Here is a 12,408-nt window from a genome sequence, read left to right on the forward strand (position 1 = left end):
GACCGTCCCAGCCGGTTCGACGCCACGCGTCCCGGTTCGCCCGCCCGTGCGTGGCCCACGGCACCCTCCGGGCGCAAACTTGATTCATTCCAGAAAATGCGCAAGACTGCGGCCGTGCCCACCACTACGGACTTCGAGCGCATGTTGCGCGGGGTGTCACTGCGCGTGACGCGGCCCCGGCTCGCGGTGCTGTCCGCGGTGCACGAGCACCCGCACGCCGACACGGACTCGATCCTCGGTGTCGTGCGGGCCGACCTCGGGGCGGTGTCCCACCAGGCCGTGTACGACGTGCTGCGCGCGCTCACCACGGCCGGACTGCTGCGGCGGATCGAACCGCCGGGGCTGGTGGCCCGCTACGAGGCGCGCGTGGGGGACAACCACCACCACCTCGTGTGCCGGTCCTGTGGCGCGATCGTCGATGTGGACTGCGCCGTCGGCGAGGCGCCCTGCCTGACCGCCACCGAGGACCACGGCTTCGCCATCGACGAGGCCGAGGTCATCTACTGGGGCGTGTGCCCCGACTGTTCCACCACCAGTTCCTGAGCACCGCTTGAGATCCCGGAAGGATTCCCGTGGCTGACAGCCCAGACGCCGTTGTTGGAGACATGAACGTGGAGGAGGCCGGCGGGTGCCCCGTCGCCCACGGCCGCTTCAGCCATCCGACCGAGGGTGGCAGCAACCGTGACTGGTGGCCGAACCAGCTCAACCTGAGCATCCTGCGCAAGCACTCGCCGGTGGCCAACCCGATGGGCGCGGACTTCGACTACGCCGCGGAGTTCCAGACCGTCGACCTGGACGCCCTGGCCAGGGACGTCGACGAGGTGCTGACCAGCTCCAAGGAGTGGTGGCCCGCGGACTTCGGGCACTACGGCCCGTTCATGATCCGGATGGCCTGGCACAGCGCGGGCACCTACCGCGTGCAGGACGGCCGCGGTGGCGCGGGCGCCGGCATGCAGCGCTTCGCCCCGCTGAACAGCTGGCCGGACAACGGCAACCTGGACAAGGCGCGCCGCCTGCTGTGGCCGGTGAAGAAGAAGTACGGCCGCAAGATCTCCTGGGCGGACCTGATGATCTTCACGGGCAACCGCGCCCTGGAGACCATGGGCCTGAAGACCTTCGGCTTCGCCGGTGGCCGCGCGGACGTGTGGGAGCCGGACCAGGACGTGTACTGGGGCCCGGAGCGCACCTGGCTGGGCGACGAGCGCTACACCGGTGACCGCGAGCTGGAGAACCCCCTCGCCGCGGTGCAGATGGGCCTGATCTACGTCAACCCGGAGGGCCCCAACGGCAACCCGGACCCGCTGGCCTCCGCGCGCGACATCCGCGACACCTTCGGCCGGATGGCGATGAACGACGAGGAGACCGTCGCGCTCATCGCCGGCGGCCACACCTTCGGCAAGACGCACGGCGCGGCCGACCCGGCGAAGTTCGTCGGCGCCGAGCCCGAGGGCGCCGGCATCGAGGAGCAGGGCCTGGGCTGGAAGAACAGCTTCGGCAGCGGCAAGGGCCGGGACGCGATCACCAGTGGCCTCGAGGTCACCTGGACCTCGACCCCGACCCAGTGGAGCAACGGCTTCTTCCAGAACCTGTTCGGCCACGAGTGGGAGCTGACCAAGAGCCCGGCAGGCGCCTGGCAGTGGCAGCCCAAGGACGGCGCGGGCGCCAACACCGTGCCCGACCCCGAGGACGGCTCGCTGTCCCGGCCGCCGACCATGCTCACCACCGACCTGGCGCTGCGCTTCGACCCGATCTACGAGCCGATCTCCCGGCGCTTCCTGGAGCACCCGGAGGAGTTCGCGGACGCCTTCGCCCGCGCCTGGTTCAAGCTGACCCACCGCGACATGGGCCCGCTGCAGCGCTACCTCGGCCCGCTGGTGCCGCAGGAGAAGCTGCTCTGGCAGGACGTCATCCCCGAGGTCAGCCACCAGCTGATCGAGGCGGCCGACGTGGCCAACCTCAAGGGCCAGATCCTGGCCTCCGAGCTGACCACCGCCGAGCTGGTCTCCACCGCGTGGGCCTCGGCCTCCACCTTCCGGATCAGCGACAAGCGGGGCGGCGCGAACGGCGCCCGCATCCGCCTGGAGCCGCAGCGGTCCTGGGAGGTCAACGAGCCGGACACGCTGGCGCGGGTGCTGCGCCTGCTGGAGGGCATCCAGCTGGCGTTCAACAGCGCGCAGACCGGCGGCAAGCAGGTCTCGATGGCCGACCTGATCGTGCTCGGCGGCTGCGCGGCGGTGGAGAAGGCCGCCCGCGACGCCGGTTTCCAGCTGGAGGTGCCCTTCACCCCCGGCCGCGCCGACGCCACCCAGGAGCAGACGGACGTGGAGTCCTTCGCCGCCCTGGAGCCGACTGTGGACGGGTTCCGCAACTACCGCGGCAAGGGCCACCGCCTGCCCACCGAGTACCTGCTGATCGACCGGGCGAACCTGCTCGACCTCAGCGCGCCCGAGCTGACCGTGCTCATCGGCGGCCTGCGCGTGCTGGGCGCGAACTACCAGAAGTCCCAGCTGGGCGTGCTCACCACGACCCCCGGCACGCTGACCAACGACTTCTTCGTGAACCTGCTCGACATGGAGACGGAGTGGAAGTCGGCCTCGGAGGACCAGGAGACCTTCGAGGGCCGCGACCGCACCACCGGCGAGCTGCGCTGGACCGGTAGCCGCGCCGACCTGGTGTTCGGCTCGAACTCCGAGCTGCGCGCGGTCGCCGAGGTCTACGCCAGCGACGACGCGAAGGAGAAGTTCGTCCGCGACTTCGTCGCCGCGTGGGACAAGGTGATGAACGCGGACCGGTACGACCTGGTCTGAGTTTGCTAGGCGGGGTCCGGGTCGCTGGTTGGCCCGGACCCCGTTTGCTCCTTCCAACGTGTGAACGCGTGATGGCTGGCGGGTTGGCCGGGACTGAGCACCTGATCCAGGTTGTCGAGCAGTTGCTCGAACCTGGTGATGGCCGTGGTCCGGTCATCGGCCTCGCCCCGCCAAAATGCCAGGAAGCGGCGCATGGAAAGGGTTTGTGGATGGTCGGGACCGAGCACTCGCTGCAGGCCGGGGACCAGTTGTTCGAGCGCGGTGACGGCTCCTGCTGGGTCACCCGCCAGAGCACGCCCGTGAGCCAAGTGGCTGCGGGTGAGCAGAGTCTCCGGATGGTCAGGCCCCTGGAGCCGGAGTCGGTCGGTGTGCAGCTGATCGAACGCGGCAACCGCCCCGGCCAGGTCGCCCGCCTTGGAGCGAACGTGCGCTAGGTGGTTGCGAGTGGTCAGGGTGTGGGAGTCATCCGGGCCCAGCGCCCGCTCCATGTCCGTCAGCACCTGTTCCAGCTCGGCGGTGGCCTGGTCTGGATCACCGGCCTCACTGCGCGACACGGCGAGGTTGCAGCGAGCGGTCAGGGTTTGCGGGTTGTCCGGGCCGAGCACTCGCTGTAGGTCGGGGACCAGTTGCTCGAATGTGATGACGGCTCCGGCCGGTTCACCGATTTTGCCACGCAAACAGGCAAGGTCACCGCGGGCACTCAGGGTGTGGGGGTGATCCGGGCCAAGGCGAAGTGTGCTGGTGGCATGCAGCAGATCGCAGTAGGTGATCGCGGCGGCCAGAGACCCAGCGCCCCCCACACCCGGGCCCATCCGGGACAGCACTTCGTGTGCGTCCGGGATCCAGAGGTCGGCTTCGGCGGTGGAGTGCAGCGCGCTGGCGTTGGTGCGGAGGATCATGGCGAGGTCGGTGTCCCGCTCTACTTCCGGCCAGATTTCCAGCAGGGCGGCCGCAGCGACCTGGGCAGCCTCGCGGTGCTGCTCGTCGCTCAGGTGTTCGCGGGTGGCGCGTTGCACCAGCGCGTGCACCCGGACTAGCTCGTCCGGGGCGATCGTGACGAGGTTGAACCGGTGCAGGCAGGCCAGGGCCGCGCGGACCTCGTCGGGAGTCGCGGCGGACAGGTGTTCGAGGGCCGAGAGTGCGGTGAACAGGGGGACCGGGATGCCGTTGGGGTCCAGCATGGCGGCCATTTCCAGGACCGGACGGGCCAGGCCGGGTGGGGCGGTCTGGTCGGCCAGCTCGATGGACAGCGACCAGGTGGCGTCCACGGTCGCCTGGTGGTCGTCCGGCAGGGACTGGCCGTCGGGCAGGGAGTCGGCCAGGCGTCTGCGCCGGTCGGCCAGCCGGGCGCGGTACTCGGCGACCGTGGTGATCAAGGGGTTGTCGGCGAGGTAGGCGGCGGCCTGGGCCAGCGCCAGGGGCAGGTGGCCGAGGTCTTGGGCCAGGGCGGTCAGCTGCTCGTGCTGGGGCAGCTTCGCGCGGAGGTAGTTCAGCGACTCGGCCGGGGTGTACTCGCCGACCGGGACGAACCGGCGGCCGTCGCCGAGCAGGGCCGCGTCGCGGCGGCGGGTGGTGACCACGGTGTGGCCGGAGGCGGTGTGCGGGGGCCACAGGCCGCGCAGGTCGGCGGGCAGCTGGAGGTCGTCGAGCACCACCAGCCACCGCTCGCCGGTGCTGGTCAGCCACTCGATCAACCGCGCCGCGCCGCGGTCGGAGTCCGGGTCGTCGATGCCGGTCAGCAGGCGCGCGGCGTCGGCGTAGGCCGAGGTGATCGCGCTGCGCGAAGCGGCGGTGACCCAGATCAGCACGTCCAGCTCGCCCGCTTGCCAGCGGGTGCGGGCGTGGTCGGCGGCCAGCTGGGTCTTGCCGACGCCGCCCAGTCCGGACACCACGCTGGTGGTGGCCGCCTGGCCCAGCTCGTCGGCCACGGCACGATTCTGGAACGCGCCCGCCCTCGGCGGCAGCACTCCGAACGCCCACGGCCGGTTGACCTGGCGCAGGGATGGCTGGTGGAGGTGGACGGCGTCGATGTGGTTGGCCTGCACCAGGTTTCCGGCCACGTCACCCACCAGCTGGTTCTCACCAGCGGGCAGGGGGGAGTCGTGGCCGGACATGCGGCCAATCCTCGCCCAACCATCGCGCGTGTTCGCCAGGTTCGCGTCGTTCCACTCGTTCGGCTGAACCGGGGCGGCGGCAGGTTGGCCCGCCGCCCCGGTTCACCTGTTCAGCGGGCCAGGTCCGCGGTCAAGCCGTAGGTGCGGCCGCCGAAGGTCACCCGCCAGTTGCCCGGGGTCGCGATCGGCAGGAAGTAGCGCACCTGTAGCTCCAGCGTGCGGCCCGGTGGGATCGTCCGACCGGCCGGCAGGGTGAACGAGGCGTGCTGGAAGTCGCCCTTCAACCCGCCGATGTTCGGGCCGGTGTGGCCCTTGCGGGTCACGGTCAGGCCGAAGCCGGACTGGTCGTTCATGCTGCCGGGGGCGCTGGTGCCGTAGTCGAACTCCACCTTCGCCCCGGCCGGGATGGTGGTCGTCGACCGGTTGGTCAGGCGCACCCTCGGCGTGATCGGGTAGTTGGCGTCCCCCAGGGCGAAACCGGTCAGCTCCACGCCCACGTCCAGCACATCCGCCGGTCGGGGAGTGGCGGACTTGGTGTTGCCGTAGGGGGCCGCGCCGCGCAGGCCGTCGTTGATCGTGGTGATCAGGTCCTGGCCCATCTGGTACTGCCCGGTCTTGGCGTCCCAGGCCGAGTCACCGGCCAGCTCCCAGATCATCAGGCCGCCGATGCCCTTGTCCGCCACGTACTTCGCCTTGGCCGCCAGGGACTGTTCGTCCTCTGTGGACAGGAACACCTTCTTCTGCTCGTTCCACAGCCAGGGGGAGACCAGGGTGCTGTCGTAGTTGCGGGCATAGGTGCCGGTGAGCTGGTTCTTGGGGTCCTTGGGGTCGAGTCCGTAGGCCTCCAGGTAGTCGGGGGTGATGCCTTCTTCGAGGTTCTTGGCGTGCCACATGGGGTTCACGCCGGAGGGGACCTCGTCACCGGCGGCGGTCTCGTCGTGCCACAGGTTGTCGATGCCGACCGCGCCGTTGCCGCAGGGCACCTTCGAGCCGACGCTGGATCCGGTGCCGGGCGGGCACTTCGTCTGGTCCGGTAGCGGCGCGGTGCCCCACAAACCGTTGGTGCCACCGGAAACGCCCTGCCAGCCCCTGGTGTAGAAGGGCACGCCGAGGTTGATCCGGCCTGCTGACATGGCGCCGCGGAAGTAGTGGTAGGCCCAGTCGGTGTTGAGGTGTCCGATGCCCTCGTACTGTGGAGTCGTGTAGACCTCCCAGAACTTGAGCTCGGCGTCCTTGCCGTCGTCGAAGAGCGCGGCGTTCGGACCGGCGTACTGGTTCCAGGAGCCGTGCAGGTCGTAGGTCATCAGGTTGGCGAAGTCCAGGTGCTGGGTCACCTGGTAGGTCTCCGCGCCGCGCAGCAGCCAGCCGGAGGCCGACACCGCGGCGGTGAGCAGGTAGTGCTTGCCGTCGGCCGCGCTGGCGGTGTCCAGCTTCTCCCGCAACGTCTTCATCAGCGCGACGTAGCCCTTCATCAGCTCGCCGCGCCGGGCGTTGGAGATCCAGTAGTCGTCCGGGTTGCCCGCGAACGGAGCCGAGGTGGCGTACTCGTAGTCGATGTCCGCCCCGTCGAAACCGTAGCTGCGCAGGAAGGTCACCACCGAGTCGGCGAAGGTGTCGATCGCCGCCTGGGTCTGGGTCAGCTTGTAGAAGCCGCCGGTGGCGTCCCGGGTGCCGTCCGGGCGCAGGATGCCACCGGACTCCGCCCAGCCGCCGACCGAGATCATCGTGCGCACCGTGGGGTGTTGCTTCTTGTGCTTGGTGAGCTGGTTGAAATGTCCCTTGTACGGCAGCGAGGGATCCATCTCCGCGCCCGGCACGCCCGGCCATTCCATGCCGGTGTGCGGGTTGTCCGGACCGTCCGGGCCGACCGAGATCCGGTTGTCCGTGCCGACGTGGGCGAAGGCGTGGTTGATGTGGGTCACCTTGTCCCACGGGATGTTGTGCGCCAGGTAGGACGGCGCGCCGTTGCGGCCGGTGCGCCAGCTGGTGAAGTAGCCGATCACGCGCCGGGAGTGCGCGCCCATCTTCTCCCGGCCCTGCGCGTCGTAGACCGTGCAGTAGGGCACGGTGACGCCCGGTTTCTGGTACAGGCCATCAGGCCGGCAGTCCTCGGCCGCGGGGCCGGGCTGGGCGGTGGCGACGGGTGCGACGGCCGCGGCCGCGAGCAGGGTGAGCGCGGCCGCCAGCGCGCCCCAGCCCCTCATCGCCTGCCCCCGGTCAGGCCCTCGCGCATCGCGCGGGAGAGCGTGCCGTCGTCCTCGGCCAGGTTCCAGGCGAACGCGCCGCCCAGGCCCTGTTCCTTGATGTAGGCGGTCTTGCGGGCGATTGTCGTCTCGTCGTCGAAGGACCAGAAGTCGGTGCCGTCATAGCCCCAGGTGGCGATCGCGGTGTCGTCGTGGAAGATCTGCGAAGGGTCCAATGTGGACTTCAGGTTGCGGTAGCCGCGCACCCCCGGCTCCTCGGGGAAGTCCCCGGTCGCCGGTCCCTGCGCGGACTGGTACAGGCCGTTGGCCCCGCCGTCCTCGACACCGGTCCAGCCCCTGCCGTAGAAGGGAATGCCGATGAGGATCTTGCTCGCCGGCACCCCGGCGTCGCGGTAGATCTTGACCGCCTGCTCGACGCTGAACCGGCTCGCCGGCGGGTTCGGGTCCTTGGGGTCCTCGTGGATGTTGGCCTGGTGACCGGTCCGGTTCGGCTCCCAGGACGAGCCGTGGAAGTCGTAGCCCTGCAGGTTGGCGAAGTCCAGGTAGCTGAAGATCTGGTCCAGCTCCAGGCCGCGGTCGATCTTGGCCGGGTCGGAGGCGGTGAACGCGGTCAGCAGCATGCCCTTGCGCACCGCGTCCAGCTGGGTGCGGAACTCCTTGAGCAGCAAGGTGAAGTTCTGCTTGTCGTTGGGATCGACGTGGTTGACCTCAAGGCCGCCACCGCCCGGGTACTCCCAGTCCAGGTCGAAGCCGTCGAAGATGTCGGCCCCGGTGCCCGTGCCACCGGCGGGTTTGCCGGTGCCCCAGTCGTCGCGGACCGGCAGGTTGCCGCGGATGTAGAGGTCGACGCAGGAGCGGACGAACTTCTTGCGCGCGGCGTCGGTCTTGGCCACGTCGGCGAAGAACTTGGAGAAGGACCAGCCGCCGATGGACATCAGCACCTTCAGCCCGGGGTGCTTGGCCTTGAGCTTCTTGAGCTGGTTGAAGTTGCCGCGCAGCTTCGCCGAGGGGTTGTCGGCCACGCCGTCCACCGACTGCTCGGCGGTGATCACCCGCTGGTAGTTGGCGTGCGCGTCACCCGCGTTGTCCTTCGGGTAGTCCGGATCGGTGGGGTTGCCCACCGAGGCGGTGTTCTCGAAGCAGGTGAGGTTGGTGGCGTGGATGTTGGCGAAGGCGTAGTTGAGCACGGTCAGCCCGTCGGCCGAGCCGTTCTTCTCGATGTGGCCGAGGTGGACGTTGCGGCCGTACACCGCCCACTGCGGGTAGTAGTTCACCACGTGCGGCGCGGCCGCCGGGGCAGGGGGTTGAGCGGCTGAGGCAGGCGCGGTGAGACCGGCCAGGGCCAGTCCGGCCGCGGCCGAGGCGGTCAGGAACCGCCGGAATGCAGGGGATCGCATGCAGTCTCCTAGAGGGAGCCCGAGTGGTCTGAACCATTACTGGCTCCCACGATCAACCCTGGAGACCCCGGCAGGCTATGTCACTTCCCCATCCACCGGTCTAATGCGCCCTCCGGGTGACCGGCGCAGCGCGGCGACCAGCTGGGCGCGCGAGCGGACGCCGACCTTGCGGTAGATCCGGGTGAGCCTGCCCTCGACCGTCTTGACGCTGAGGAACAGCCGGGTGGCCGCCTCCCGGTTGCCCAGCCCCTCGGCCACCAGCGCGGCCAGCTCGGCCTCGGCCGCGGTCAGCCCGCGCACGGCGGGCCGGATCGCGGCCGGGGAGCCCAGGCGGTCCAGCTCGGTGGCGGCCAGCGCGGCCCACGGGCGGGCTCCGCGCTGCTGGAAGGCGGTCAGCGCCGCGCGCACCGCCGACCGGGCGGCCGGGCCCCGGCGGCGGCTGCGTTCCAGCCTGCCCAGCGCCAGCAGGGTGCGGCCGTGCTCGATCGGCAGGCCCAGTGCGGCGAAGCGCTCGCCCGCGCCGGTGAGCAGCCCGGCCGCGCCATCGAGGTCGCGCCGCGCGATCCGCACCAGGGCCTCGGCCCGGTCCAGCGCGGCCAGCACACCCGGCCGGTCCAGGGCGAGGGCCTGGTGCCGGGTGCGTTCGACCAGGGTGGCGGCCGCGGCCGGATCGCCCGCGCCGACCAGGGCTTCGGCCAGTTCGCCGTGCCAGCGCAGCACGGAGGGGTCGGCGATCTGCTGCGCGGTCTCCAGCACGCGCACCCGCTCCAGCGCGGCCACCGCCCGCGCGGCCTCGCCGGTGGCCAGCTCGACCGTGCCGAGCACCAGCAGACTGCGCGGCAGGAACACCACGTCGCCCTCCTCCTCGGCCGCCGCCGCGCCGAGACGGGCCAGCCGGGCGGCTCTGGCGAACTCGCCACCCGCGGACTCGGCGACGGCCATGGCGTACCAGGACAGTCCGGGGGCCGCGCCCGCCTCGCTGAGCACCCCGGTGAGCCGCCGCGCGTGCTCGATGGCGGCCCGGCAGTGCCCGGCGCGGGCCTCCAGCTCGACCAGGCAGCGCAGCACCTCGGCCAGCTGGGTGGTCGCCCCGGAGTGCGCCACCGGGTGTTGCAGCAGCGCCAGCAGTTCTTCCCTCGCGGCGTCCAGGCGGTCGTCGAAGAAGGCGTGCCGGGCGGCCAGGAACCGCGCGGACACCGCGGGCGCGCACTCCAGGGCCCTGGCCAGGGTTCGTTCGGCGGCCGGGTCGCCGAGTCCGCGCTGCATCCTCGCCCGCATCAGCAGGGCCAGTTCCAGGGTGCGCGCCGGGCCGCGGCCGGTGGCCAGCGCGGCGGCGAGCCCGGCCTCCTCGGCGGCGCGGCGGGTGTCGCCGTCGGCGATGTGCGCCTTGATCGCCGTGCGCAGGTGCACCTCGGCCAGCAGTTCCGGATCATCGCCTGCTTCCTCGCGGGCCTTGGCCAGCACCTCCTCGGTGCCGCCCAGCCGCTGGCAGGCCGCGTCGAGCAGGGCCAGCCGGACCCGCACCCGGTCGGCGGGCCGGTGCGCGTGCGGCAGCACCCGGTGCGCGGCCGCCCTGGCCAGGTCGGACCGGCCGGCCGCGCCCGCGTCGATGGCCGCCGCGAGCAGGCAGGCCACCAGTTCGGCGTGTTCACCAGGGGGCAGCCGGCGGGCGGCGAGCAGACCCAGCTCGGCCGCGAAGGCATGCGCGCCACGGGTTCTGGACTCCTCGGCGGCCGCGCGCAGCCGCCGCGCCAGCGCCCGGTCGGGCTCCTGGTGCGCGTGCGCCTGGTGCCAGACCGCGGCCACCGGATCGTCCACCGCGTCGGCCAGCCGGGCGTGCGCCCGCGCCCTGGCGTCCGGTCCGGCGTCGGCGGCCAGCACCAGCGGGATGGCCGCGGCGGTGAACCGGATCTCCTCGTGCCGCACCCGCAGCAGCCGCGCCGCCTCGGCGGTGGCCAGCTCCTCGGCGGCCAGGCCGGGGCGGATGCGGTTGAGCACGGTCACCGTCGGGTCCCGGCACAGCGCGGCCAGCACCGCGCAGCGCCGCACCGGATCGCCGATCTCGTTGAGCCACAACCGGATCAGTTCGCGTGCGCCAGGGGAGGGGGACAGCGGTTCCGGGGGCAGCGCGGCCCGGCCACCGGCCAGCAGCGCGCGGGTGAGCTCCACCGCCAGCGCCGGGTTGCCGCCGCTGTGCGCGAGCACCTGGCCGGTCCACCGGTGCGGCAGGCCGAGGCCGGTGACCAGGTCCACCAGCGCGTCCGGGGTCAGCGCGGGCATCGGCACCGGCCAGCTCTCCTGGCACAGCTCGTGCCCGGCCACCGGGGCGGTGGCCCTGCGCTCGGTGGTGAGCAGCCGCAGACCGGGCGAGCGCACCGCCCGCAGCGCGCCGCGCAGGGCGTCCCGGCTGTCCGGGTCCAGCCACTGCACGCCGTCGAGCACCACCAGCACCCCGTCCCGCGTGGCCAAGGCGTCCAGGAGTTCGGCCAGGGCAAGGCGCACCGCCAGGGGGTCCGTTCCCCTGGCGGGCGCCGGGCCGCGGCGCACCAGCGCCGACAGCACCTCCCTGCGGTCCCCGGTGACCATCGCCAGCGACGGCGGAGCCAGCGAGGTGAGCAGCTCCGCCAGTCCACTGTGGACGATCGCCGGGTCTTCGGCGCAGGGGCTGGAGCGCATCACCAGTGCGCCGCCCCTGGCCGCCGCGGCGGCCACCCCGTGGGCCACCGCGGTCTTGCCGGAGCCCGCCGGTCCGAACAGCGCCACCCGGCCGTGCCGGTGCAGCGCCGCGAGTAGGTCCGGCAGGGGCTCCGTTCCGCTCACCCCGCTTTCCGGCACGTGCCGACCGGAGGGAGGGCGGGGTGCGCCAGCGGGTGCTGGTCCCACCAGCGCGCGTACCCCGGACTGGCCGCCACCAGTTCCAGGTAGGCGCGGCCCAGCTCGGCGCGAAGTCGCCGGGCCGCGGCCAGGTGCGCGTGATCGCTGGCCAGCACCACCCGCTGCGCGAGCGGCGTGCCCCGAACCGGCTTGAGCACCACCCCCTCCCTCGGCTGGTCCACCGGGAAGAAACAGCCCAGCGCGCGACCGGCCGCCACCAGCGCCGCCGCCATCTCCCAGTTGCCACACCAGTACGTGACCCTCGGCGTGAACCCGGCCTCGGCGCACCGCTGCCGGAAGTAGGCCGGCCACGGCCCGCTGTCCGAGGGGTCGTCCACCCATTCCTGCCCGGCCAGCTCGGCCAGCTCCAGCTCGGCGCGCGCGGCCAGCGGACCGTCCGCGGCCACCCCGATGTAGACCGGTTCGCACTCGATGAGCACCTGCCGGACCGCCCGCGAGGCGGCCGGGGGCAGGTCGGGTTCCAGGTACAGCGCGAGGTCCAGCGCGCCGGAGTCCAGCAGCGCGGTGAGCGTGCCGCAGCCGGGATCCACCCGCAGCAGCACCCTGGCGAAGGGCAGCACCGAACCCAGCCGCCCGGCCACCCGACCGGTCAGCGGCGATGCCTGCAAGCCGATCCGCAGCACCGGCGAGTCCGGCTGCTCGCGCGGGGGAGCGAGCACCAGGTCCAGGTCGTCGAGCCCGGCCAGGATCGCCCGGGCCCTGGTGGCGACCTCCGCGCCGACCGGGGTGGGCGTGACGCCGCCGGGGGTGCGCACGAACAGCTGGGTGCCGAGGTGGCTCTCCACCCTGCGCAGCATGGTGCTCACCGCGGGCTGGGTCAGGTCGAGCTGGATGGCGGCCTTGCTGATGCTCCGGGCCGAGGCGATGGCGTCGATCATCCGGAGGTGTTGAGGCCCCAGGTCCACCGCTCCTCCTGACCCCGTTTTCCGCTTCCGCCCAGGCTAACGACGGGGGAGTGGGTGGGGTAACGAGGGAAAACCCTTGCTCCCGG

The 12,408-nt window shown here is 72.0% G+C and carries 7 protein-coding genes; 2 read left to right on the forward strand and 5 right to left on the reverse strand.

Translation table 11 applies throughout. The annotated features are described in order from the left end of the window. Positions 1-114: 114 nt before the first annotated feature. Together N8J89_RS19170 and katG are read left to right on the forward strand one after the other, a co-directional pair. Positions 115-543: a Fur family transcriptional regulator gene (locus N8J89_RS19170; protein WP_283665739.1), complete on the forward strand. Its 429-nt coding sequence runs from the start codon at positions 115-117 to the stop codon at positions 541-543. A 62-nt stretch (positions 544-605) separates the two neighbouring features. Beyond that, positions 606-2,807, forward strand: a complete 2,202-nt coding sequence (katG, locus tag N8J89_RS19175; RefSeq protein WP_502868464.1) for a catalase/peroxidase HPI — start codon at positions 606-608, stop codon at positions 2,805-2,807. Between the two features lie 5 nt (positions 2,808-2,812). Here the strand turns inward: katG and N8J89_RS19180 are convergent, their stop codons facing one another. From N8J89_RS19180 to N8J89_RS19200, 5 genes are all read right to left on the reverse strand, one after another. Further along, positions 2,813-4,921 (reverse strand): tetratricopeptide repeat protein, encoded by a 2,109-nt coding sequence (locus tag N8J89_RS19180; RefSeq protein ID WP_283665741.1) that lies wholly within the window; start codon positions 4,919-4,921, stop codon positions 2,813-2,815. 110 nt (positions 4,922-5,031) lie between these two features. Then, positions 5,032-7,125, reverse strand: coding sequence for a chitinase C-terminal domain-containing protein (locus N8J89_RS19185; RefSeq protein WP_283665742.1), 2,094 nt, complete (start codon positions 7,123-7,125; stop codon positions 5,032-5,034). Then, positions 7,122-8,522, reverse strand: a complete 1,401-nt coding sequence (locus N8J89_RS19190) for a glycoside hydrolase family 18 protein (RefSeq protein WP_283665743.1) — start codon at positions 8,520-8,522, stop codon at positions 7,122-7,124. The genes N8J89_RS19185 and N8J89_RS19190 overlap by 4 nt, the downstream gene beginning before the upstream one ends. Before the next feature lie 75 nt (positions 8,523-8,597). Then, a complete protein-coding gene (locus N8J89_RS19195; RefSeq protein ID WP_283665744.1) occupies positions 8,598-11,342 on the reverse strand; it encodes a helix-turn-helix domain-containing protein in 2,745 nt (914 codons plus the stop codon). Further along, entirely contained in the window at positions 11,339-12,322 is a 984-nt protein-coding gene (locus N8J89_RS19200) for a LysR family transcriptional regulator (protein WP_283665745.1), read from the reverse strand. The genes N8J89_RS19195 and N8J89_RS19200 overlap by 4 nt, the downstream gene beginning before the upstream one ends. Between the last annotated feature and the right edge of the window lie 86 nt (positions 12,323-12,408).

The sequence above is a fragment of the Crossiella sp. CA-258035 genome, from assembly GCF_030064675.1.
GTDB lineage: Bacteria > Actinomycetota > Actinomycetes > Mycobacteriales > Pseudonocardiaceae > Crossiella.